This is a genomic window from Inquilinus sp. KBS0705 (genome assembly GCA_005938025.2).
In the GTDB taxonomy this organism is placed as follows: domain Bacteria; phylum Bacteroidota; class Bacteroidia; order Sphingobacteriales; family Sphingobacteriaceae; genus Mucilaginibacter.
Window position 1 is genome coordinate 493,795 of the sequence record VCCI02000003.1, and the last position, 20,874, is coordinate 514,668.

The window sequence follows — 20,874 nt, forward strand, 5'->3', positions numbered from 1 at the left end:
AATCAATTTTTGATTACTACAGGCCTGTTCACAAAGTTAACCACCCAATTTCCGACTTATTTTAATGTGTTCGTGATGCGTGCGCATCAAATATTGAATAAATAACGATACTTTTATTTTTATAAAAACCAATCAATGAAATTAGTAAAATACCTTTTGTTAGCCTTGCCGGCAATAATTGTGGCAGGCTGCCAGCAACCCAAAAGCGATGAGGCCAGTGTGCCTAAACGTACTATGTTTTTTGATAAAACAGGAATGGATACCACGGTAAAACCCGGCGATAATTTCTTTTTATATGCCAGCGGTACCTGGATGAAAAAAACAGAGATACCACCATCGCAAACTGGTTGGGGCTCGTTTTATACACTGAGCGAGGATAACGAAAAAAACCTGCACGCTATTTTAGAAGCAGCCATAAAAAACGACAATGGTAAAGGTAGTAAAGAGCAAAAAGTTGCCGACCTGTATACCAGTGGTATGGATACCGTAGCTATCGAAAAACTGGGTTACGAGCCCGTTAAACCACTATTAGCAAAGATAAATGGTGTAAAAACCTATCAGGACCTGATCTATTTGGCGGCAGACGGCTACAAGGATGGTAATGGTTATTTATTAGGCTTTTATGTATCGCCTGATGATAAGATCAGCACGCAAAACATCGCTCACTTTGACCAGGCCGGTTTAGGCTTACCCAACCGCGATTATTATTTTAATACGGATTCGGCAACTGTAAAAATACGTGCAGAGTATATCAAATACATAACCAAGCTGTTTACCTTAACAGGCACAGATGCGGCTACTGCTGCTAAAAAGGCCGCAGCTATTTTGGCGCTTGAAACAAAGATCGCCCAATCGCACCTAACACCAACTGAACTGCGCGACCCGGTAAAAAACTATAACAAGTTTGTAGTGGCCGACTTGCAAAAACAAGTGCCTGATATTGATGTAAAAGAGGTTTTTAGCCATTTAGGCTTAAAAGCCGATAGTGTTTTAGTTGGCCAGCCTAATTACTTTAAGGCGCTTGATAACTTATTAAAAACGCAACCCATTGATGTTTGGAAGGATAAGTTAACGTTTAGTGCACTGAACGATGCATCAACTTACCTAAGTAAAAGCTTTAGAGATGCCAACTTTGATTTTAACGGACGCATATTAAATGGCCAAAAACAGCAAAGAGAACGCTGGAAAACAGTTACCAATAACGTTGATGGTGGCCTTGGCGAGTTAATTGGGCAGCTATACGTCGAAAAATATTTTACACCCGAAGCTAAAAGCCGCATGCTTGCACTGGTTAATAACCTGATTGGTGTTTATAAGGAACGTATTGAAAAGCTTGATTGGATGAGTGCCGAAACCAAAAAGAACGCCCTGGAAAAATTGGCTGCATTCACCAAAAAGATAGGCTACCCTGATAAGTGGAAAAAATATGATGATGTAGAAATAAGCAAAGATGCCTATTATGCCAATATGGAATCTGTCAGTAAGCACAATTATAAAAAGATGATAGAGAAGGTTGGTAAACCGGTTGACAAAACCGAATGGGGTATGACGCCGCCAACTGTAAATGCTTACTATAACCCAAGCTTTAACGAGATCGTATTCCCGGCGGGTATACTGCAGTTTCCATTCTTTGATAAAGATGCCGATGATGCTGTAAACTACGGGGCAATTGGTGCGGTAATAGGCCACGAAATGACGCATGGATTTGATGATCAGGGTCGTCAGTATGATAAAGACGGTAACCTTAAAGATTGGTGGACCAAGGAAGACGCGTCTAAATTTAAAAGCAAGGTGCAAATAATGATAGACCAATATAATGGCTATACGGTATTAAACAACCTGCATGTAAATGGAAGCCTTACACAGGGCGAAAACCTGGCCGATATTGGCGGGATAGCCATAGCCTACCAGGCCTTTAAAAATACACCGCAAGGTAAAAGCGATAAAAAAATTGACGGTTTTACACCCGATCAGCGTTTCTTCTTATCCTTTGCACAAGTATGGAGGGTTAAAAGCCGCGACGAAGTGATGCGCATGCGCATAAGCCTCGACCCGCACTCGCCCGAAATGTATCGTGTTAACGGACCGCTGTCAAACATGCCTGCATTTTATGATGCCTTTGGTATTAAACCGGGCGACAAGATGTACCGCGATGAAAAGAATAGGGTAAAAGTTTGGTAATAACTAAGCTATTTGATACAAAAAATGCCACCTATAGGGGTGGCATTTTTTATTTGTATAGTGCGGTTATTATACCGTGAGCTTTTTGTATTTCAATCGTTTAGGTGTAACATCCCCTACACGCTTTTTGTAATTCTCTTCGTAATCGCTGTAGTTGCCTTCAAAAAAGTAAACTTGCGAGTTGCCCTCAAATGCTAATATGTGGGTACAAACCCTATCTAAAAACCAGCGGTCGTGACTGATGATAACTGCACAGCCGCCAAAGTTTTCCAGGGCTTCTTCTAATGCACGTAATGTATTAACATCAATATCGTTGGTCGGCTCATCCAGCAAAAGCACATTCGATCCTTTTTTAAGCGTGATAGCTAAATGGACACGGTTACGCTCACCACCCGATAGTACACCAACCTTCTTTTGCTGATCGGCACCATTAAAGTTAAATTTAGAGACGTATGCACGAGAGTTTAGCGGGCGGTTACCCACCATAATGTTATCCAGCCCGTCGGTTACGTTTTCCCAAACAGATTTGTTAGGGTCAAGGTCATCATGCATTTGGTCTACATAACCCAAAGCAACGGTTTCTCCCACGCGGAAAGTACCCGCATCAGGCTGATCCTGGCCGGTTATCAGGCGAAATAATGTGGTTTTACCGGCACCATTAGGGCCAATAATGCCCACTATACCCGCTGGCGGTAAGCTGAAATTAAGATTTTCAAACAATACCTTATCGCCATAAGCTTTGGTAACGTTGTTAGCCTCAATAACTACATTACCCAATCGCGGGCCGGGCGGAATAAATAATTCCAGTTTTTCTTCCCTGTCCTTAGTTTCTTCGGATGCCAACTTGTCGTAGTTGGATAAACGCGCTTTTGACTTGGCGTGGCGGCCTTTTGCCCCCATGCGCACCCACTCCAGCTCACGTTCTAATATCTTTTGGCGTTTGCTTTCTCCCTTTTCTTCCTGGGCTAAACGTTTTGATTTTTGATCAAGCCATGACGAGTAATTACCTTTCCACGGCAAGCCTTCGCCACGGTCAAGCTCTAATATCCAGCCTGCAACGTTATCTAAAAAGTACCTGTCGTGCGTTACGGCTATCACAGTTCCTTTGTATTGCTTTAAATGTTGTTCCAGCCAATCAATAGATTCGGCATCCAGGTGGTTAGTAGGCTCATCTAATAACAAAACATCTGGCTCTTGTAATAACAGCCGGCACAAAGCCACACGGCGGCGTTCACCACCGGATAATACCGATATTTTAGCATCAGGCTCGGGGCAGCGCAGTGCATCCATCGCACGCTCCAGCTTTACATCAAGCTCCCAGGCATTTACCGCATCAATTTTATCCTGTAATTCGCCCTGGCGCGCCATCAGTTTATCCATTTTATCGGCATCGCTGTAATACTCTTCCAGGCCAAATTTTTCGTTTATATCTTCATATTCCTGTAATAGCGCGGTAGTTGCGGCTACGCCTTCTTCCACAATCTCTTTTACGGTTTTGTCAGGGTCAAGTTCGGGTTCCTGGCTTAAGTAACCTACTGTATAGCCTGGTGAAAAAACCACTTCGCCTATATTCGTTTTGTCGATACCGGCGATAATTTTTAGCAAAGACGATTTACCCGAGCCGTTTAAACCGATAACCCCAATTTTGGCACCATAAAAAAACGACAGGTAAATATTTTTTAAAACTGTTTTTTGGGGAGGATAAACTTTGCTTACCCCCGCCATTGAAAAAATGATCTTTTCGTCAGCCATTATAATTCCTCTTTTTTTGGAGGAAACAAATATAGGATTGAAAACCAGATGGTGGATAAATTTTCATTTAAATTTCATACGATAATTTGTATATTACAATGCAAACCTTTTGGTTTGCTAACACGTACATAATACAGTAAAGCAAGTCTCGCTGCTTATGCCGTATTGTCATAAGTAATGACTATTTGCCTTGCTTGTTACTTTTAGTTTAATTAATTCGTATTAATGTTAAACTTTTGCAGCAGCAAAGCATCAAATAAAAAAGTTTTTGCCCCTTTATATTAGTAATCAGGCGTTTTAATAAATAAAAAAACAAAAGCAACATTATTTAAGTCTTATTTCTACGGACTATCTATCATCAAATTGTCTGTTTATGAGAAATGTAATAAGTTGGCAATATTGTTGATAAAAGTTATAACATTCGTCTTGACAGGTAAAAACAAATTTATAGATTAGGACGATCATAATCAGAAAGGTATATATGGAAGCTAAATTTTCGCCACGGGTTAAGGATGTGATACAGTACAGCAGGGAAGAGGCGTTGCGCCTTGGCCATGATTATATTGGAACAGAGCACCTTTTGCTGGGCCTCATCCGCGATGGTGATGGTGTGGCTATTAAATTATTAAAAGGCTTAACCGTTGATACCGCTAAATTACGCCGAGCCGTCGAAGATGCTGTTAAAGGCACCATAGGTACAAACGTACATATTGGCAGTATCCCGTTAACCAAACAGGCCGAGAAGGTATTGAAGATAACTTACCTTGAAGCCAAAATTTTTAAAAGCGATGTGATAGGAACCGAGCACTTGTTGCTTTCTATTCTGCGCGATGAAGATAATATTGCATCGCAGATATTGATGCAATTCAACGTTAATTACGAAGTATTTAAAAGCGAGGTAGAATCGCATAAAAATGATGTTACTGACGAAATGCCGGGTTCATCAACAGGCGGCGATGACGACTTTAAAGAAGACGACTCATTTAGCCAGCCTAAAAAAGTATCTGACATAAAATCAAAAACACCTGTATTAGACAACTTTGGTCGCGATTTAACCAAAGCTGCAGAAGAAGGCAAGCTTGACCCTATTGTTGGCCGCGAAAAGGAAATCGAGCGTGTTTCGCAAATATTATCGCGCCGTAAAAAGAACAACCCTATATTAATAGGTGAGCCGGGTGTTGGTAAAAGCGCGATTGCCGAAGGTTTGGCGCTGCGTATAGTACAGCGTAAAGTATCGCGTGTGTTGTTCAACAAGCGTGTAGTTACTTTAGACCTTGCATCATTAGTAGCAGGTACAAAATATCGTGGCCAGTTTGAAGAGCGTATGAAAGCCGTGATGAACGAGCTGGAAAAATCGCCGGATGTTATCTTATTTATTGACGAGATACACACTATTGTTGGTGCAGGCGGAGCCTCAGGCTCATTAGATGCATCAAACATGTTTAAACCAGCTTTAGCTCGCGGAGAGATACAATGCATTGGTGCTACTACTTTAGATGAGTATCGCCAATACATCGAAAAAGATGGCGCTTTAGACCGTCGTTTCCAAAAGGTAATGGTTGAACCTGCTACCCCTGATGAAACGGTAGAGATACTTAACCGCATTAAGGAGAAATATGAAGAACACCATGGTGTAACTTATACAGACGAAGCTATAAATGCCTGCGTTGCCTTAACTACCCGTTATATTACCGACAGATTTTTACCGGACAAGGCCATTGATGCCCTGGATGAATCAGGATCGCGGGTGCATTTGACCAATATCCATGTTCCGCAGGAGATTTTGGATATAGAGCAAAAGATAGAGCAAATAAAGATAGAGAAGAACAAAGTGGTACGCAGCCAAAAATATGAGGAAGCTGCCAAATTGCGCGATACAGAAAAACATTTGCTTGAAGAGCTTGACCAGGCTAAAACCGTTTGGGAAGCCGAAACAAAATCAAAACGTTACACCGTAACCGAAGATAACGTTGCCGAAGTGGTAAGCATGATGACCGGCATACCGGTACAGCGAGTTGGCCAGGCAGACAGCATTAAGCTGTTAGCCATGGGCGAAACCATAGGTACAAAAATTATAGGGCAGGACGATGCTATTAAAAAGCTTACACGTGCTATACAACGTACCCGTGCGGGCTTAAAAGACCCTAAAAAGCCAATTGGTTCATTCATATTTTTAGGCCCTACAGGCGTAGGTAAAACAGAGCTTGCTAAAGAGCTTGCCCGTTTTATGTTCGACACCGAAGATGCCCTGATACAAATAGATATGAGCGAGTACATGGAGAAATTCGCGGTGTCACGTTTAGTGGGCGCGCCTCCGGGCTACGTAGGTTATGAAGAAGGCGGACAATTAACCGAGAAGGTACGCCGTAAGCCATACGCTGTAGTATTGCTGGACGAGATAGAGAAAGCTCACCCGGATGTATTTAACATATTGCTACAGGTATTAGACGAAGGCCAACTGACCGACTCGTTAGGTCGTAAAGTGGACTTTAGGAATACCATCATCATCATGACATCTAACATTGGCGCACGCCAGTTAAAAGATTTTGGACAAGGCGTTGGTTTCACCACTTCTGCTAAAACTACTCAGGCCGATGCACACTCGCGTGGTGTAATAGAAAATGCATTGAAACGCGCATTTGCTCCTGAGTTTTTAAACCGTATTGATGATGTTATCGTATTCAACTCGTTAGGTAAAGATGAGATCTTCAAGATCATCGATATCGAACTTAGCTTCTTGTTTGGCCGTGTAAACAGTCTCGGTTACAAGATCGAGCTTACTTTAGAAGCTAAAGAATTCATCGCCGAAAAAGGTTACGATTCCCAGTTTGGTGCAAGGCCGCTTAAACGGGCCATCCAAAAATACTTGGAAGACCCAATTGCTGAAGAGATTTTGAAAGGTGAAATGGTTGAAGGTGACACGTTATTGGTAGACTTTGATAAGGAAACCAACGAAATTAAAGTGGTTGACCAAAAACAAAAGGCCGAAGGCGAAAGCAAAAAGCCTGAAGAAGAAGAACAGAAATAATTAGTTCTGATAGATAATTAAGAGCTCGCTTATATTATAAGCGGGCTTTTTTTATTTTTATGTTAAACCTTTTCTAAAAACGTTGTTCTTATAAGTATATATTATATCACAACTTTTATGAAAAAAATCTTATCTATCTTATGTGTGGCAGTTATAGCACTGACAGCATCTTCGTGCAAAAAAGAAACTATAGTTGCACCAAACAATAATCAAACTATTTTAACCAGCGTAGCATCTTCCGGCTGGACAAGTACTGATGGTGGTAAAACCTTTTCGGCAGTAATTGATATGCCCGAAATTGATAGCTACTTTAATGATAATGGCGGTGTGTTGGTTTACTTATCGTTTACTGATGGCGTTTGGGAGCAAGTACCCGAAGTTTATAATGGTACTACATATAGTTATACACACAATCCGGGTAAATTAGTATTGTACGCGCAAGCTTATGATGCAGGGGTAGCTATACCAAGGCCCGATGGTGCACAAGTAAAAATTGTACTGATCGAATCTAACCAATAGTAGTTGATCAATAAAATTTCATTAAAAAGGCGTTCGGAATTAGTTCGAACGCCTTTTTAATTTAGCCATGGCGTTATCGAAGTGATCTATTAAGCATGTATGCCTTCACCGATCTCTTCAATAGCTTTAGCGTTAAAGGCATCCAGGTCGGCAGGGGTACGGCTGGTTACAAGGCCATTGTCAACGACTACTTCTTCATCTACCCAATTTGCCCCGGCGTTTTTAAGGTCGGTTTGTAACGATGGATACGAAGTTAGTTTACGCCCGCTAATCATACCAGTTTCTATAAGTAATTGCGGCCCATGGCAAATAGCTGCAACAGGTTTACTTTCATCTAAAAACGCGGATACAAAGGCAACCGCATCTTTATTTTGGCGTAGCTTATCAGGGTTTAACACGCCGCCTGGTAATACCAGCGCGTCGTAATCATCCGGGCTTACATCGCTCAAATTTTTGTCTACATCTATTTCAATACCCCAATCAGTTTTATCCCATGCCTTTATTTTACCACTTTTTGGCGATATAATGTGCACGGTGGCACCGGCCGCTTCCAGCGCTTCTTTAGGGCTTGTTAATTCTACCTGCTCAAATCCTTCCTCGGTTAACAGGGCTACTTTTTTATTACTTAAATTAGCCATAACTATGTTTTTATAGGTTATACAATAATGTATATAAACTACATATGGAACAAGGGATGGTTTTAATAAATTGAACAAACAAAAAAAGACGATCTAAAACAGATCGTCTTTTTAAATATTTAAGCTATATGCTATTAAATTAGCCGTTAATTATGCTTCTACAGCCTGCCCAATTAAATGCTTGGCAGCCAAATATTCGGCAATTTGTACCGCATTAGTAGCCGCGCCTTTACGCAGGTTATCTGATACTATCCAGCAATTTAGGGTGTTGGGCTGGGTCTCGTCGCGGCGAAGGCGGCCAACAAAAACATCGTCCTTATCGTGCGCGTCTAAAGGCATAGGGTATTTAAGGTTAGCGGTATCATCTACTACTACAATCCCAGGCGAATTAGCCAATAACTGGCGCACTTCAGTCAGGTCGAAATCGTGTAAAAACTCTATATTCACCGATTCTGAATGACCACCCATTACCGGGATACGCACTGTTGTAGCAGTAACTTTAATGCTATCATCGCCCATTATTTTTTTGGTCTCCAATATCATCTTCATCTCCTCTTTAGTGTAACCGTTCTCGGTAAATACATCAATCTGCGGTATAACGTTAAGGTCGATAGTGTATGGGTAAGCCTTAGGGCCGTCGATGCCTTTACGTTCGTTAAAAAGCTGGTCAACAGCCTTTACGCCTGTACCCGTTACCGATTGGTAGGTTGATACCACAACACGTTTTATTTTATAAGTATCGTGCAGTGGTTTTAGGGCCACCACCATTTGTATGGTTGAGCAATTTGGGTTAGCAATAATTTTATCTTCGGCTGTTAGCACATCGGCATTTACTTCGGGTACTACCAGTTTTTTGGTAGGGTCCATACGCCATGCCGACGAATTATCAATAACAGTGGTACCGGCAGCGGCAAAAAGCGGGGCTTGCTCTAACGACGCACTGCCACCTGCAGAAAATAATGCTACATCGGGTTTTTGTTTAATCGCATCCTCAACAGAAACTACCTTATACTGCTTACCCTTAAAAGTAATTTGTTTACCAATACTTTTTGCGGAAGCTACGGGGATCAATTCTGTAACTGGGAAGTTGCGTTCTTCAAGAATCTGCAACATTTTAGTGCCTACCAAACCGGTGACACCTACTACTGCGACTTTCATTTTGTTTGTTGTGTAAATTATAAATTAAACTGAACCTCAAATATGCGATTTTTTTTGCTTTTTTAAACCACAATGTCTACCAATTTAGTGTATAAAGCTTTGTTTTAGCAAAGTTTAACGTATTACGCTCAATTTTTTACCTTTGTAGCCAAAGCTACATCTGCATGATTGAAAAGATTTTAGTGATAGGTGCAAACGGACAAATTGGTACCGAATTAGTGAATGCATTAAGGGGTATGCATGGTGCCGAAAATGTTATAGCATCTGATATAAACAGCCCTACATATGCCATACGTAACAGCGGCCCGTTTGAGTTTGCCAATGTTTTAGATAAAGACAACCTGCATCATCTTTTTGACAAACACCGCCCAACACAAGTATATTTACTGGCAGCTATACTATCTGCCGTAGGCGAACAAAAACCTAAAATGGCCTGGGACCTGAACATGACCGGCCTGATACACGTGCTTGATTTTGCTGTTGAATTTAAAACCGCTAAAGTTTTTTGGCCAAGCAGCATTGCTGTATTTGGCCCACATTCGCCACAATACGATACACCGCAGTACTGTGTGATGGACCCCAACACAGTTTACGGATTTAGTAAGTTAGCGGGCGAACGCTGGTGCGAATACTACCATGCCAAATATGGGGTTGATGTACGTAGTTTACGTTACCCCGGCTTAATAGGCTGGAGGGCTAACCCGGGCGGCGGCACAACAGATTACGCAGTGCATATTTTTCATGAAGCGTTAAAGAGTGGTAAATATCAAAGCTTTTTAGCTGCCGGTACCGCGTTACCAATGATGTATATGGACGATGCCATACGCGCAACCCTTACATTAATGGATGCCCCCGTCGATAATATAAAAATACGTTCGAGCTATAACCTGGCAGGTATAAGTTTTACACCCACGCAGCTGGCCGAAGAAATTAAAAAGCATATACCCGCATTTGAAATAAGCTATGCCGATAACGACCCGCGACAGGCTATTGCCGATAGCTGGCCAAAATCTATAGACGACAGCCAGGCACAACAGGATTGGGGCTGGAATATAGAATATGACCTGCCCAAAATGACCTGGGATATGCTGGAGAACTTAAAAAAGACGATTTAAAAGAAACTGCTATATTTAACAACTGCATTTGCAGACAAGGTTTGGACGATCTGACCATGATATACAAACCATCAACAATGAACTAAATACAATGGGAAGAGCATTTGAATTCCGTAAAGAGAGAAAATTTAAGCGTTGGGCCAAAATGGCCGTACAGTTTACCCGTTTAGGGAAAGAAATTGTAATGGCGGTAAAAGCCGGTGGCGGCGACCCTAACTCTAACTCGCGCCTGCGCACTGCTATACAAAACTCAAAGGCGGTTAATATGCCTAAAGATAGGGTAGAAGCTGCTATCAAAAGAGCAACCAGCCGTGATGAAAAAGATTACGAAGAGCTGGTTTACGAAGGTTACGCGCAACATGGTGTAGCCATATTGGTAGAAACCGCGACTGATAACATTAACCGCACAGTTGCCAATGTACGTAGCTACTTTACTAAGTACGGTGGTACGTTAGGCAAAACAGGTTCGCTTGATTTTATTTTTAGCCGGAAATCTGTTTTCACATTTGTACCCGGCGACCGTGATCTGGAAGAGCTGGAATTTGAATTGATAGATGCCGGCCTGGAAGACCTTTTTGTAGAGGCAGATGAAGAAGGAAACGATGTTGCCGTTATACATACCGCATTTGAAGATTTTGGTAAAATGCAAAAGGCCTTAGAAGAATTAGGTATAGAAACCAAATCGGCTAAACTGGAGCGTATACCTTTATCTACCACATCGGTAACCGAAGAACAGGCTGTTGACGTGCTAAAGATTGTTGACCGCTTAGAGGACGACGACGATGTACAGGCGGTGTATCATAACATGGCCGAGTAGTTCTATTTTGAATTTCGGACGTTCAATTTGGGATTATCCGCCGTGTTAATGACTTTAGACTTTTAACTCTAACTTTTAACTTTAATGTATGCCCTTATTCTCATCAAGCAAGCAGGAAAAAAAAGTTAAGGTAACCTTCGCCAATGGTTTACTTTTTGTGGAGAAAGCTGATGGTAAACAACAGGCCTTCCCGTTGGAGTGGTTCCCAAAGTTGCTACACGCAAGCGATGAAGCGCGCGAGGACTGGGTGCAAACCAGTACCGGTATAAGGTTTAATAAGCTGGATGTGGACGTGGCGCTATAGAATTAAGAAATAAGAATCAAGCGGCAGGAAAGGAAACAAGACAATGATCTTACACGCCGATTTTTGCTTCTCATATGTTTCAAGTATATGACTTTCGAAGAGTTTTTTAATAAGAAGAGGATTGACCTTACAGCCTTACAGGCGGCCGAACCGGGTCTGTTCTCTGAATTTAGAACGCACTTTGATGAAATGGGCGAAAAGAGTTTCGACCACACTAAAAAATACTGGTTTAACAAGCTTAGGCTACAATATCATCTGGCACCCGAATTAAAGCCCGATAAGGTACATCTAGAAAACCGCCTTGCCGAGCAAACCATCGTCGAATCTATTCTGGACGAAAAGATACCCGCGCCGTCTGTTGGTTTTAAGCCCAGGTTTAAACCTGGTATGGTAAGCAAACCAGCCGAAACTAAGGATATTGATATACCAACTGCCGATGTTCAACCGGCGGAAACAGAACAACCTGCTGAAGAAACAGCGGCACCAAAGCCGGCTGGGTTTAAGCCAAGGTTTAACATGAAAATGGCCGCGCCTAAGCCTGCTGATGTTGAAGAGACTAAGCCGGAAGAAGCATCCTCAAACGTTGAACCTGCACCATCTGACGAGCCAACAGCAGCAAAGCCTGCCGGGTTTAAGCTAAGGTTTAACATGAAAATGGCCGCGCCTAAACCTGCTGATGTTGAAGAGACTAAGCTGGATGAAGCACCCTCAAATGTTGAACCTGCACCAACCGACGAGCCGGTAGTTTCAAAACCGGCAGGTTTTAAACCGCGCTTTAATGCTAAAACAATAAAGCCAAAACCGCCCGAAGAATAATAATTGATAACAGATTTTTTTGAACTGATAATATGGATCCCGAAGAACTGCTTAACGACAATACTGCCGAACCCAACAAAGTAAAAAAGGACAGTCCGCTGGTTAGTTTAGAGCGCGACCTGAAGTTTTTTAACGAATCTATCCGCGAGGTAGCGGTAGAGATAATGGTAGAGGGCCTATCGGCACAACCCATATTTATAGCCCACCAGCACGAACTGAAGCTGGGCGAAGTGATACTGGATAGGAACGAGCTAAACACCGAGTGGAGCATACATGCATCAACCGTTGAGGAGTTTGTAGAACGTGGTATTATCAAACCCGAACTGAAGGAGCGTTTTTTGAACACCTACAAAAACCCGCACGACTATATGTGTGTGTTTGTAGTAGTGCCCGAGGGTGCTAACTTTGTATATTATCCCTATGTAAAAGGATAATAGTAATTATTAAAGCTAACCTTTATATTTACCTTATAATTAGTTCAAAACGGTATGTCTGATAAGAAGATCCTGATTTTAAATAGTACCCAAATACAGCAAAAGATAGATCGTATTGCTTACCAGATACTGGAAGATAATTTTGATGAGACCGAGATCATCATAGCGGGTATACTACCGCGCGGAAACCACCTTGCAGAGCGCTTAAAGGCTGTTTTAGACAAGATTGCCCCCTTTAAAAGCCGCCTGATAACCATTGAGTTAGATAAGCAAAGCAGTCAGCTGCACTCTAAAACCGACTTTGATGTACAGGACTGCAGCAACAAGGTAGTGGTGTTGGTTGATGACGTGCTTAACAGCGGTAAAACCCTGGCTTATGGCTTCGGCGTTTTCCTGGATGTGCCGCTTAAAAAGCTGCGTACCGTGGTCCTTATCGACCGTAACCACAAGAGTTTCCCGGTGACTACAGACTATGCGGGGGTGGCACTATCTACCGTGATTAAGGAGCATGTTGATGTTGTTTTAGACCAGGCCGGACAAGAAGACGCGGTTTACCTCAGATAGATCCTAAACCATTTGGTACCATTCCACACCCTGCTATAAATTTTTCGTTTTTATTCGTTTTTTTTACAGTTTATGCTGTGGCGTTTTCGTTTTTTTTGTTCTTCCCGGCTTCTATAATCTAAGCAATAATTTCCATAATTCCTAGTAATATTTAGATTTTTTGGAATTTGCTTTATCTCCAAATCGGCAAAAACACAAATCGCATTTTAAAATTACTGACAAAACACTGTCACTAAAACTTTAGAAATATCTGCAGATATTTGTAAGAATAGATTTTCAATGTTTAAATTTGTTATATGTCAATAGCCGAAATAAAAGAAACTAAAGGAAGCCTGATAGCATGGATCGAGCAGCTGTCAGATACTAATATGCTTTCTTTTTTGGAAGGCTTAAAAAATTCCAGGTCCGATAAGGATTGGTGGGATGATTTAACCGATACTCAAATTGAAAATATAAACCAGGGATTAGCTGACATTGAAAGCGGACGGGTGATTTCTTCAGATGATTTTTGGAAAAAATTAAAAAATGCCTGATCCTACTGATTTGGTTGTTGTCTATTCGGCCCGGTCGTTGGATAATGCTACAGAGATCAAGACTTATTTACTACATCATTTCACACAGAAAGAAGTCGACAAGTTTTATTTATTGCTCCAAAGCTTTGAGAAAATTATTGTGGTTTTCCCGGGCTTGTATCCCAAAAGCATCAAGAATATAAAAATCCATCGCGCAGTTCTTAGTAAGCAGTTATCTGTTTTCTACACCGTTTCTAAAAACACTGTAAGTATAGTTTCTATAATTGATAATAGGATGGCCTATAGTAAGTGGCCTTAACCCTTCACCACCTCTATTAGCCCATCAACACTCATGTTAATGCCGTCAATAATGTGGGTGGCCTGGTTGTAAAAGCCTTCGCGCTCGGCTAATTTTTGGGCAATAAAGTTAACCAGTTCATCGCCGTGTTTGCCGTGCAGCAGGGGGCGTTTAATGCGGGCGTTCTCTAAGCGGTCGGCCAGGGTTTTTGGGGATAGTTTAATGTATAGGGTTTGGCCATGGCTGTTCATCCAATCCATATGGTCGAAAAAGCAGGGCAGGCCACCACCTGTAGATACGATGGTGTTTTGGGGGTAATTGGTTTGCTTCAGCACTTCCGATTCCAGCCTGCGAAAGGCATCCTCGCCATGGGTGGCAAAGTAGTCGGCAACGCTCATGCCTGCCTTTTCTTCAAGGGCGTGGTCAAGGTCAATAAAGTTATATTGCATACCCGCCGATAGCTTTTTGCCCCACGAGGTTTTGCCGCAGCCCATAAATCCTATCAAAAAAATAAGGCTCATTGCTTGTTCAGGTAGTTTTTAACCAGGTCATCGTACTTAGGCATATTGTGGTAATGCCATTTGTTTACTACGGTGCCATTCTTTAATAAAATTATACCGGGGTTTGATCGTACCATGGTTTTTAACGGCACGCCATCGGCATAAAACAACTCGGCCACTAATTTATGCTGTTTGGCAAATACCTCGGCGTTGGCCGGCGCGTTTGAAGTAAGCAGTATAACGCGGGTATTATAGTTTTGTATCAAATTTGCACTTAAGGCATTAATACGGGCAAGCGCATTGGTACTGGTGCTCTCTAAATTGTAGGCTACAATTATTAGACTGTAAAAAGGGCTCGATAGTAATTCCTGGTTATAATTGTTGCCCTGTGCATCCTGTATGGCCAGGTCACGAATTTTAGGTTCAAAACCTTTTTTAACCAAACGGGTTTCGGGTGTGCCTTCAATCTCCCAGTTGGTATCTTTCCAAATGGCAGTTTTAAGGTACTCCTTATCGCTCATCACCTTAGTTTCTTTAGTTTTTTTATTTTTAAGGTGATAGGTTACTTCAAATTCATCCGGTTTGGCACCCGGCGGGGTTTTCATTTCGTTAAGTATGTTATTGCCAATTTTGTAAGGCAAAAAATCTACCACGGGCAAAAAGTTATAGGTGTATAAGCCAAAGCCAACAGCTACTATAGTGGCAGCAATAATTAATTTTTCGCCGGTTTTAGGGTTAACTATTGATCTGATGCTGCGGCGGTTTACAAACAGCACCACTACCAGCAGCAGCAGCACCATATCTTTTAAAAACGATTGCCATGGGGTTAGGGGTATGGCATCGCCAAAGCAGCCGCAGGTTTGCACTACTTTAAAATAGGCCGAGTAAAATGTTAAAAAGCCAAAAAATATAATGAGCAGCAACAGGCCCCAAACCACTTGTATAGCGCGTGTGCCCACTAACAAGGCGAAGCCTAATACCATCTCCAGCGCACATAGTATTACAGCAAAGCTAAGCGCCAGGCCATTTAAAAAGGTAAGGTGAAAAACCTCGAAGTATTCTTCCAGCTTGTACGAAAAGCCCAAAGGATCGTTAGCTTTTATAAGGCCCGAAAAAATGAATAACAGCCCTACCGCTATCCTGCAAAACCAAACTAATCCGTTCTTCATTTTACGCCCAATTTTATCAGCGCGAAAACAGCATAGTTAAGCATGTCCTGGTAATTGGCTTTTACACCTTCGGATGCCAGTGTTTGGCCTTTGTTATCTTCTATCTGTTTTACACGCAGCAACTTCATCAGTATCAGATCAGTTAACGAGCTGATGCGCATATCGCGCCAGGCCTCGCCATAATCGTGGTTTTTGGCAAACATCAGTTCCTTAGTCTCGTTAGCCTTTTCGTCAAAAAGCTGCTCAACATGGTCGGCATTGAGTTCATAGGGTGTTTCGTCGGTCGAGTCAAGCTGCATCATGGCAATAATACAATAGTTTACAATGCCAATGTATTCGCCGGTAATGTCATCGCCCACCTTGGATATCTTTTTTTCTTCGAGGGTACGTATGCGTTGCGCCTTAATAAATATTTGGTCGGTGATAGATTCGGGCCTTAAAATGCGCCACGCGGTGCCGTAGTCGCGGGTCTTTTTCATAAAAAGGCCTTTGCAAACATTTATTACCGCTTCGTATTCTGCTGCTGTATTGCTCAATTTGTTGTAATGTTGAAAGGTTTGAATGTTGAAATGTTACCCACTTGCCAGATTGCAGAGTATGTTATTACATCTCCTTTTTGCTCCTTTAATAAAAGGTGCCCGGCATGTTAAGTATAGTAAAGGATTTGAATAAAGTTAATTTAACTTTACAACATTCAAACCTTTAAACATTCCAACGTTAAAGTGGCTAAAGATACATTTTTTCAGAAAAAAGTAACCCTTAATGCAGGGGGTAAATTGATAGACTTAAGTACCCCAAAAGTAATGGGTATCATCAATATCACCCCCGATTCGTTTTATGCCGGTAGCCGTAAAACAGATGCAACCGCCATTATACAGCAAGCACAACAAATGAGAAATGATGGGGCCGATATATTAGATATCGGCGCTTACTCATCGCGCCCCGGTGCAGCTGATATTAGCATACAGGAGGAAACCGACCGATTGTTACCTGCCATTGAGGCTATTGTGGTTAATTGCCCCGGTGCTGTAATTTCTGTTGATACTTTTAGGGCGCAGGTGGCCGTTGCCGCTATTAAGGCAGGCGCGAATATAATTAACGATATAAGCGGCGGCCAACTGGATGAGGATATGTTTGCCACTGTGGCCCGCCTGCAGGTGCCTTACATATTGATGCATATGAAAGGTACGCCGCAAAACATGAACAGCCTGGCGCAGTACGATGATGTTTTTGCCGAGGTGTACGATTATTTTGTAAACAAAGTATACCAGTTAAAGCAATTGGGGCTGCATGATATTATTTTAGACCCCGGCTTTGGCTTTGCAAAAAAACAGCAACACAGTTACCACCTGATGAACCGGCTGCAAGATTTTGCGCCGCTGCAATTGCCGGTGCTAGCAGGTGTATCGCGCAAAAGGATGATCTATGGCTTATTGGGTACCACCGCCGAAAATGTGCTAAACGGTACTACAGCCCTAAACACCATTGCCCTGATGAAGGGTGCCGGTATATTGCGTGTACACGATGTAAAGCAAGCGGTAGAGGCTGTTCAAATAGTTGAAGTGGTTACCGCGACTCAAAAAAATTAAGCCTTACTTTATTTTTTTATAGTAATACGATGGCCCGTCGGCGGCTGACGAGCCGATAACAATAGTTGTTGGCCTTATCTGGAAGGCATCGGTATAAGTTGGGTTGGTTAAATAAATGGTGCCTCCCTTAATGGTATCCCTTACCTCGGTTATTTTGATGCTGAATTTGCCCTGGCTTTTTATCTTATTATCCAGGTAGCGCACATACGAGCTATCGCTTTTAAATACGTATATATCGCCGTTACCAGCGGGTTGTATGGTAGGGTTTGGTAAATTGCTTTGTATGGCCCGCAGTTCCCACTTGCCAAACACGCTGTTAGTAGTAGCTGGTTTATCTTTTTTACAGGCAGCAAAGCTGCAAACAATAGCAACAAGTAATAATGCTTTTTTCATGGGTAGATGTAATAATGGTTACTGAATTTTAACGTAGTCGGAGGCTATGCCATCAGTTAGCGTTGTGCCAATGGTAATGGTATCGGCCTTAATGCTGAAGGCTTCGGGATAATTATTAGTGCCAAGCACAATGGTGCCAAATTTTGCGCCATTAACCGTGGTATCTATTTTAATATGGTAAACGCCACTTTCTTCGGCTTTATTTTTCTCGTACCGTACAAAGGTACTGTCGCTTTTAAATTCAAATATATTGCCATTACCGGGCTGGTACTTATTGTTAAAACCGGCTAAGCCGCCATAACTGGCCCTTAATTCGTATTTGCCAAAATAACCGGGACTCACCATTCCCTCTTTTGTGCAGGCTGCCATTATGATGGCAACAACAACTAATAGTAAAGCTTTTTTCATTTTGATTCAGGTTTACAGATAATTACGCAAATGTTGGGGAAACGCTACAGGGTGGTAAAAATAATTTTTTATCAATGTTTAGAACAGGTAAAAACATGTACGTTCATTGCATTGGCGATTTTTGGTGACAATGGTGCAGAGGATGTGCGATTCCTTCCTTGGGGAAGGAGGAGGTAGGGGTTAAAATCAGGCGTTTAAACTACTTTTTACCCCATCGCTTATATAAACCCCTCCCTGCCTTTCCGCTCATTTCTAACCGCACCCCTCCCCAAGGAGGAAATTAAAAAGTCTTCCCCACACCTATAGTGACAACCAATAAGGGCAGAAATTCGGCATGACGGATTGATATAGAAAGGTAGACTAACTGACCAGTTCGGTCATTTTTAAGATGGCATCTACGTATTCGCGGTTGTTGGCCAGGCGGGGTACTTTGTGCTGGCCGCCAAGCTTGCCTTTTTCTTTCATCCAATTAAAAAAGGTGCCTTCGGCAACCCGGTGAACTATAGGGCGGCGCAGGGCCATGTCTTTAAATCGCTTAGCGTCGTAATCAGAGTTTACGCGCCTAAGGGTTTCGTCAAGCAGATCTACAAAGCGTTCAAACTCTGCGGGGCGTTTTTCAAACTCTATCAGCCACTCGTGCGATCCACACTCGTTATCCTTAAAATAAACCGGCGCGGCGGTGTAATCGCGTATAATGGCACCCGTTTGCGAGCAGGCTTCGGCCAGCGCGCGTTCGGCGTTATCTATTATCAGCTCTTCGCCAAAGGCATTAATAAAGTGCTTGGTGCGGCCGGTTATTTGTATGCGATAGGGCGATAGCGAGCTAAACCGTATGGTATCGCCAATCAGGTATCGCCATAAACCGGCATTGGTGCTAATGATGAGCGCGTAGTTCTTGTTCAGTTCAACCTCGTCAAGGGTTAACGTTTGCGGGTTTTCGTCATTAAGGTGCTCTAAAGGCAAAAACTCGTAAAATATGCCGTAATCCAGCATCAGCAATAGGTCGCCGGGCTCTTCCTGGTCCTGTATACCAAAAAATCCTTCGGATGCATTGTAGGTTTCCAGGTAATACATCTCCTCGTTCGGTATCAGCTTTTTAAACTGATCGCGATAAGGCGTAAAGTTAACCGCTCCATGAAAATACAACTCCAAATTTGGCCATACTTCTAACAAATTGTTTTTGCCGGTGATTTCGAGGATGCGTTTAAACAGCAGTATATTCCAGGTGGGCACACCGCTGATGCTGGTTACATTAACATCTTTGGTGGCATAGGCCATTTTCTCTATTTTCTCTTCAAAGTTATCAAGCAGGGCAATATCCAGGTGGGGGGTGCGGTAAAACTCGGCCCAAAGGGGCAGGTTCTTCATGATAACGGCCGATAGATCGCCAAAAAAAGTATCGGCATTTAGTTGCCCAACCTGGTGGCTGCCACCTAAGGTTAAGCTTTTGCCGGTAAATATGCGCGCGTTTGGCCTGTTGTTAAAATAAAGGGTAAGCATATCCTTGCCGCCTTTAAAGTGGCATTCCTCTAACGATTCTTCGCTTACAGGGATAAACTTACTACGATCGCTGGTGGTGCCCGATGATTTGGCAAACCAGCGGATTTCTGACGGCCACAATACATTTTGCTCGCCTTTAAGCATCCGCTCGATGTAGGGCTTTAGCGTATCGTAGTTTTGAATGGGTACCCGCTCCTTAAAATCGGCCAGATTTTCGATGCTTTTATAATGATGCTGTTTACCCCATTCGGTATTTTCGGCACCGGCAACCAATTGTTCAAACCACTCTTCCTGTACTTCGTTGGGGTATTTCATAAAAAGCTCTATCTGGTGGATACGCTTTTTCATGAACCAGGTAAATACAGAGTTAAAAATGGTCATAAACTAATATAGCTATTATTGGGCGAATGTTTTTCTTTTTAATACAAAGTTTGCGCCAAGGTAAACTTTTCGCACCATCTCGTTAGCGGCCAATACCTCGGGTACGCCCGATTCTAATATCTTACCTTCAAACAACAAATAAGCGCGGTCGGTAATAGACAGGGTTTCCTGTACGTTGTGGTCGGTTATTAAAATGCCGATGTTGCGGTGCCTTAATTTGGCAACCATAGCCTGTATCTCCTCAACGGCAATAGGGTCAACCCCGGCAAAGGGCTCATCCAGCAATATAAAGTTAGGTTCGGCAGCAAGGGCGCGGGCAATTTCGGTACGGCGGCGCTCACCACCCGATAGCAGATCGCCACGGTTTTGGCGTACCTTATGTAAACTAAACTCGTCTATCAGTTCTTCCAACTTGTCGCGCTGTTTTTCCTTACTCATTTTACCCATCTCCAGCACGGCCTTAATATTATCCTCTACCGAAAGCTTACGAAACACCGATGCTTCCTGTGCCAGGTAGCCAATGCCTTTTTGCGCGCGGCGATACATGGGGTTATCGGTTATATCTTCGTCATCTAAAAATATGCGGCCCTCGTTGGGTTTTATCAAACCCACTATCATGTAAAAGGATGTAGTTTTACCGGCGCCGTTTGGCCCAAGCAAACCCACAATTTCGCCTTGCTCCACGTTAAAGGTAACATCGTTAACAACGGTGCGCTGCTTATATTTTTTTACTAAATTTTCTGCTCGTAATATCATGTATAACTCAAAATTCAAAAGTAAAAATTTAAAAGTCTGGTT

21 protein-coding genes are annotated in these 20,874 nt (G+C 42.5%); 11 read left to right on the plus strand and 10 right to left on the minus strand.

What is annotated here, in order from left to right; genetic code table 11:
* The first annotated feature begins 135 nt into the window (after nt 1-135).
* A complete protein-coding gene (locus FFF34_016495; GenBank protein ID TSD64147.1) occupies nt 136-2,181 on the plus strand; it encodes a M13 family metallopeptidase in 2,046 nt (681 codons plus the stop codon).
* 69 nt (nt 2,182-2,250) lie between these two features.
* Here the strand turns inward: FFF34_016495 and ettA are convergent, their stop codons facing one another.
* Nucleotides 2,251-3,933, minus strand: a complete 1,683-nt coding sequence (gene ettA / locus FFF34_016500) for an energy-dependent translational throttle protein EttA (protein ID TSD64148.1) — start codon at nt 3,931-3,933, stop codon at nt 2,251-2,253.
* A gap of 481 nt (nt 3,934-4,414) precedes the next feature.
* Between ettA and FFF34_016505 the strand changes: the two genes are divergently transcribed.
* Together FFF34_016505 and FFF34_016510 are read left to right on the plus strand one after the other, a co-directional pair.
* Nucleotides 4,415-6,961 (plus strand): ATP-dependent Clp protease ATP-binding subunit, encoded by a 2,547-nt coding sequence (locus FFF34_016505; protein TSD64149.1) that lies wholly within the window; start codon nt 4,415-4,417, stop codon nt 6,959-6,961.
* Nucleotides 6,962-7,078: 117 nt separating this feature from the next.
* Nucleotides 7,079-7,480, plus strand: a complete 402-nt coding sequence (locus FFF34_016510) for a hypothetical protein (protein TSD64150.1) — start codon at nt 7,079-7,081, stop codon at nt 7,478-7,480.
* An 89-nt stretch (nt 7,481-7,569) separates the two neighbouring features.
* Here the strand turns inward: FFF34_016510 and FFF34_016515 are convergent, their stop codons facing one another.
* Nucleotides 7,570-8,118 (minus strand): type 1 glutamine amidotransferase, encoded by a 549-nt coding sequence (locus FFF34_016515; protein ID TSD64151.1) that lies wholly within the window; start codon nt 8,116-8,118, stop codon nt 7,570-7,572.
* A 150-nt stretch (nt 8,119-8,268) separates the two neighbouring features.
* The gene (locus FFF34_016520) at nt 8,269-9,276 is read right to left on the minus strand and encodes an aspartate-semialdehyde dehydrogenase (GenBank protein ID TSD64152.1); all 1,008 of its coding nucleotides are present in this window, start codon (nt 9,274-9,276) and stop codon (nt 8,269-8,271) included.
* Between the two features lie 164 nt (nt 9,277-9,440).
* On the opposite strand from FFF34_016520, the gene FFF34_016525 reads away from it, so the two are divergent.
* From FFF34_016525 to FFF34_016555, 7 genes are all read left to right on the plus strand, one after another.
* Nucleotides 9,441-10,391 (plus strand): NAD-dependent epimerase/dehydratase family protein, encoded by a 951-nt coding sequence (locus tag FFF34_016525; protein ID TSD64153.1) that lies wholly within the window; start codon nt 9,441-9,443, stop codon nt 10,389-10,391.
* Between the two features lie 91 nt (nt 10,392-10,482).
* Nucleotides 10,483-11,208 (plus strand): YebC/PmpR family DNA-binding transcriptional regulator, encoded by a 726-nt coding sequence (locus FFF34_016530; GenBank protein ID TSD64154.1) that lies wholly within the window; start codon nt 10,483-10,485, stop codon nt 11,206-11,208.
* An 88-nt stretch (nt 11,209-11,296) separates the two neighbouring features.
* Complete coding sequence (locus tag FFF34_016535; protein TSD64155.1) at nt 11,297-11,512, plus strand: DUF2442 domain-containing protein; 216 nt, start codon at nt 11,297-11,299, stop codon at nt 11,510-11,512.
* Nucleotides 11,513-11,599: 87 nt separating this feature from the next.
* Complete coding sequence (locus FFF34_016540) at nt 11,600-12,328, plus strand: hypothetical protein (protein TSD64156.1); 729 nt, start codon at nt 11,600-11,602, stop codon at nt 12,326-12,328.
* Between the two features lie 32 nt (nt 12,329-12,360).
* The gene (locus FFF34_016545) at nt 12,361-12,762 is read left to right on the plus strand and encodes a hypothetical protein (GenBank protein TSD64157.1); all 402 of its coding nucleotides are present in this window, start codon (nt 12,361-12,363) and stop codon (nt 12,760-12,762) included.
* A gap of 54 nt (nt 12,763-12,816) precedes the next feature.
* A complete protein-coding gene (locus FFF34_016550; protein ID TSD64158.1) occupies nt 12,817-13,326 on the plus strand; it encodes a phosphoribosyltransferase in 510 nt (169 codons plus the stop codon).
* A gap of 296 nt (nt 13,327-13,622) precedes the next feature.
* A complete protein-coding gene (locus tag FFF34_016555) occupies nt 13,623-13,859 on the plus strand; it encodes a hypothetical protein (protein TSD64159.1) in 237 nt (78 codons plus the stop codon).
* 294 nt (nt 13,860-14,153) lie between these two features.
* Here FFF34_016555 and FFF34_016560 read toward each other — a convergent pair whose 3' ends face one another.
* From FFF34_016560 to FFF34_016570, 3 genes are read right to left on the minus strand one after another with little or no spacing between them, the layout of a single operon-like run.
* On the minus strand, nt 14,154-14,657 hold the full coding sequence (locus FFF34_016560) for a shikimate kinase (protein ID TSD64160.1): 504 nt from the start codon (nt 14,655-14,657) through the stop codon (nt 14,154-14,156).
* Nucleotides 14,654-15,805, minus strand: a complete 1,152-nt coding sequence (locus FFF34_016565) for a DoxX family protein (protein ID TSD64161.1) — start codon at nt 15,803-15,805, stop codon at nt 14,654-14,656. The genes FFF34_016560 and FFF34_016565 overlap by 4 nt, the downstream gene beginning before the upstream one ends.
* The gene (locus FFF34_016570) at nt 15,802-16,284 is read right to left on the minus strand and encodes a DUF1599 domain-containing protein (protein TSD64162.1); all 483 of its coding nucleotides are present in this window, start codon (nt 16,282-16,284) and stop codon (nt 15,802-15,804) included. The genes FFF34_016565 and FFF34_016570 overlap by 4 nt, the downstream gene beginning before the upstream one ends.
* Before the next feature lie 324 nt (nt 16,285-16,608).
* Here FFF34_016570 and folP point away from each other — a divergent pair, with 324 nt between their 5' ends.
* On the plus strand, nt 16,609-17,394 hold the full coding sequence (gene folP / locus FFF34_016575) for a dihydropteroate synthase (protein TSD64194.1): 786 nt from the start codon (nt 16,609-16,611) through the stop codon (nt 17,392-17,394).
* 3 nt (nt 17,395-17,397) lie between these two features.
* Here folP and FFF34_016580 read toward each other — a convergent pair whose 3' ends face one another.
* The 4 genes from FFF34_016580 to lptB all read right to left on the minus strand — a co-directional run bounded on the left by FFF34_016580 (nt 17,398) and on the right by lptB (nt 20,832).
* Complete coding sequence (locus tag FFF34_016580; GenBank protein ID TSD64163.1) at nt 17,398-17,787, minus strand: hypothetical protein; 390 nt, start codon at nt 17,785-17,787, stop codon at nt 17,398-17,400.
* Nucleotides 17,788-17,805: 18 nt separating this feature from the next.
* Nucleotides 17,806-18,195, minus strand: a complete 390-nt coding sequence (locus FFF34_016585) for a hypothetical protein (GenBank protein TSD64164.1) — start codon at nt 18,193-18,195, stop codon at nt 17,806-17,808.
* A 360-nt stretch (nt 18,196-18,555) separates the two neighbouring features.
* Nucleotides 18,556-20,076, minus strand: coding sequence for a GH3 auxin-responsive promoter family protein (locus FFF34_016590; GenBank protein ID TSD64165.1), 1,521 nt, complete (start codon nt 20,074-20,076; stop codon nt 18,556-18,558).
* 15 nt (nt 20,077-20,091) lie between these two features.
* The gene (gene lptB, locus FFF34_016595) at nt 20,092-20,832 is read right to left on the minus strand and encodes an LPS export ABC transporter ATP-binding protein (GenBank protein TSD64166.1); all 741 of its coding nucleotides are present in this window, start codon (nt 20,830-20,832) and stop codon (nt 20,092-20,094) included.
* Between the last annotated feature and the right edge of the window lie 42 nt (nt 20,833-20,874).

Excerpts from the sequence above, each read along its gene's own strand:
- FFF34_016495 (TSD64147.1), top strand. The coding sequence starts at position 136 with ATGAAATTAGTAAAATACCTTTTGTTAGCCTTGCCGGCAATAATTGTG.
- ettA (TSD64148.1), bottom strand. The coding sequence starts at position 3,933 with ATGGCTGACGAAAAGATCATTTTTTCAATGGCGGGGGTAAGCAAAGTT.
- FFF34_016505 (TSD64149.1), top strand. The coding sequence starts at position 4,415 with ATGGAAGCTAAATTTTCGCCACGGGTTAAGGATGTGATACAGTACAGC.
- FFF34_016510 (TSD64150.1), top strand. The coding sequence starts at position 7,079 with ATGAAAAAAATCTTATCTATCTTATGTGTGGCAGTTATAGCACTGACA.
- FFF34_016515 (TSD64151.1), bottom strand. The coding sequence starts at position 8,118 with ATGGCTAATTTAAGTAATAAAAAAGTAGCCCTGTTAACCGAGGAAGGA.
- FFF34_016520 (TSD64152.1), bottom strand. The coding sequence starts at position 9,276 with ATGAAAGTCGCAGTAGTAGGTGTCACCGGTTTGGTAGGCACTAAAATG.
- FFF34_016525 (TSD64153.1), top strand. The coding sequence starts at position 9,441 with ATGATTGAAAAGATTTTAGTGATAGGTGCAAACGGACAAATTGGTACC.
- FFF34_016530 (TSD64154.1), top strand. The coding sequence starts at position 10,483 with ATGGGAAGAGCATTTGAATTCCGTAAAGAGAGAAAATTTAAGCGTTGG.
- FFF34_016535 (TSD64155.1), top strand. The coding sequence starts at position 11,297 with ATGCCCTTATTCTCATCAAGCAAGCAGGAAAAAAAAGTTAAGGTAACC.
- FFF34_016540 (TSD64156.1), top strand. The coding sequence starts at position 11,600 with ATGACTTTCGAAGAGTTTTTTAATAAGAAGAGGATTGACCTTACAGCC.
- FFF34_016545 (TSD64157.1), top strand. The coding sequence starts at position 12,361 with ATGGATCCCGAAGAACTGCTTAACGACAATACTGCCGAACCCAACAAA.
- FFF34_016550 (TSD64158.1), top strand. The coding sequence starts at position 12,817 with ATGTCTGATAAGAAGATCCTGATTTTAAATAGTACCCAAATACAGCAA.
- FFF34_016555 (TSD64159.1), top strand. The coding sequence starts at position 13,623 with ATGTCAATAGCCGAAATAAAAGAAACTAAAGGAAGCCTGATAGCATGG.
- FFF34_016560 (TSD64160.1), bottom strand. The coding sequence starts at position 14,657 with ATGAGCCTTATTTTTTTGATAGGATTTATGGGCTGCGGCAAAACCTCG.
- FFF34_016565 (TSD64161.1), bottom strand. The coding sequence starts at position 15,805 with ATGAAGAACGGATTAGTTTGGTTTTGCAGGATAGCGGTAGGGCTGTTA.
- FFF34_016570 (TSD64162.1), bottom strand. The coding sequence starts at position 16,284 with ATGAAAAAGACCCGCGACTACGGCACCGCGTGGCGCATTTTAAGGCCC.
- folP (TSD64194.1), top strand. The coding sequence starts at position 16,609 with ATGGGTATCATCAATATCACCCCCGATTCGTTTTATGCCGGTAGCCGT.
- FFF34_016580 (TSD64163.1), bottom strand. The coding sequence starts at position 17,787 with ATGAAAAAAGCATTATTACTTGTTGCTATTGTTTGCAGCTTTGCTGCC.
- FFF34_016585 (TSD64164.1), bottom strand. The coding sequence starts at position 18,195 with ATGAAAAAAGCTTTACTATTAGTTGTTGTTGCCATCATAATGGCAGCC.
- FFF34_016590 (TSD64165.1), bottom strand. The coding sequence starts at position 20,076 with ATGACCATTTTTAACTCTGTATTTACCTGGTTCATGAAAAAGCGTATC.
- lptB (TSD64166.1), bottom strand. The coding sequence starts at position 20,832 with ATGATATTACGAGCAGAAAATTTAGTAAAAAAATATAAGCAGCGCACC.